The sequence below is a fragment of the Streptomyces sp. NPDC052020 genome, assembly GCF_040680575.1.
Taxonomy (GTDB): domain Bacteria; phylum Actinomycetota; class Actinomycetes; order Streptomycetales; family Streptomycetaceae; genus Streptomyces.
The window spans coordinates 1-1,784 of sequence record NZ_JBFAWY010000095.1 but is presented as its reverse complement, the minus strand read 5'-3'; the positions used below and the strand labels follow the sequence as shown (position 1 = coordinate 1,784).

At 77.5% G+C, this 1,784-nt stretch carries 1 protein-coding gene; it reads right to left on the bottom strand.

Translation table 11 applies throughout. The annotated features are described in order from the left end of the window. Positions 1-1,784: polyketide synthase dehydratase domain-containing protein (locus AB0L74_RS34795; protein WP_365661626.1), on the bottom strand; the 1,784-nt coding region annotated here is incomplete at both ends.

The window sequence follows — 1,784 nt, the reverse complement described above, 5'->3', positions numbered from 1 at the left end:
GCCGGTGCCGCCGGTGATGAGGAGGGTGTCCTGCGGGTCCCATGCCTCGAACCCGGTCCCGGACGAGGTGTCCGGCATCGCGCGGACGAGCCGGGACACGTGGGCGACACCGCCGCGCAGGACGAGCTCCGGCTCACCGGCCGCGAGCGCCGCCGTGAGCGCGGGCAGCGCGGGCCGCACACCGTCCCAGTCCAGCAGGACGAAGCGGTCCGGGTGTTCGGCCTGAGCCGAGCGCACGAGCCCCCACACCGCGGCGCCCGCCATGTCCACGGGCAGCGCGGAACCGCCCTCGGGGCCGACCGCTCCCCGGGTCGCCACCACGAGCCGGGACGAGGCGAACCGCTCGTCGTCCAGCCACCGCCGCAGCGTCTCCAGCACACCGCCCGTGACCTCGCGCACCCGCTCCGGCATGCCGGCGTCGTCCGTGCCCCGGGGGCAGGTCAGCACGACGACGTCCGGCGCCTCGGTGAGGTCCGTCAGCGCGGTGTGGGCGGTGGCACCGGCCCACTCCCACTCACCGGACCCGGCTCCGAGCGCCGCCCAGGTGCCGGCGGCCGGGGCCGCCCGGTCCGCGGCGAGAGGCAGTGCGTCCCACTCCACCGCGTAGAGGTGGGTGTCCGCGCCGTCGCGGGCCGCGGCGACCTGCTCGGCCGACACCGGGCGCATGGCCAGCCGGCCCACCTCGGCGACGGGCCGGCCGGCCGGGTCGCCGAGGAGGAGCCGTACGCCGTCCTCGCCCGACCTGGTGATGCGCACGCGCAGCGTGGTCGCGCCGGTCGCGTGCAGGCGGACGTCGCTCCACGCGAAGGGCAGCGCGGTCTGCCCGTCTGGGGCGCCGCCCTCACCGAGGTCGGTGGCGTGCAGCGCCGCGTCGAGGAGCGCCGGGTGGAGCGCGAACGCGGCCGCGTCGTCGCGCGCCTGCTCCGGCAGCGCCACCTCGGCGAAGACCTCGCCGCCCTGCTGCCAGGCGGCCTTCAGGCCCTGGAAGGCGGGGCCGTACTCGTAGCCCTGGGCGGCCAGTTCACCGTAGACGCCGTCGAGCGGGATGGGCGTGGCACCCGGCGGGGGCCAGGCGGCCGCGGGGAAATCGGTGCTCGGCGCCGGGGAGCCGGGCGCGAGCGTGCCCGTGGCGTGCAGGGTCCACGGGGCGTCGTCCTCCGCGCCGTGCGGCCGGGAGTGGATGGTGACCGAGTGGTCGGACCGCGAGGTCTGGACCCGGAGGTCGGTGAAGGCGTCGGACCGCAGCGCGAGCGGGGCGTGGACGGTGAGCTCCTCCAGGTGGGGCGCGCCGGTGCGGTGCCCCGCGTGCAGGGCCAGCTCCACGAAGGCGGTGCCGGGCAGCAGCGGGGTGCCCATGATCGCGTGGTCGTCCAGCCACGGATGGGTCCGGGCGCTGATTCGTCCGGTCAGGACGGTGGTGCCGGTACCGGGGGCGTTGACCAGCGCGCCCAGCAGGGGGTGGTCGGCGGGGAGCTGCCCCAGGGCGGAGACGTCACCGCCCTCGGTGACGCCCTCCAGCCAGTAGCGCTGTCGCTGGAAGGGGTAGGTGGGCAGGTCGACGGGGCGGGCCGGGGCGCCGGTGTGCAGGGCGGCCCAGTCGACCGGGCGGCCCTGTGCCCACAGGTGGGCCAGCGCGGTCAGCGCCTCCGCCCGCTCGGGCCGGGACCGGCGCAGCAGCGGGACGCACCGCCCGGTGTCCTCGGGCAGCACGCCCGCGGCCATGGCGGTCAGGACCGCGTCGGGGCCGACCTCCAGGAACGTCGTCACCCCGTCGTCGGCCAGGG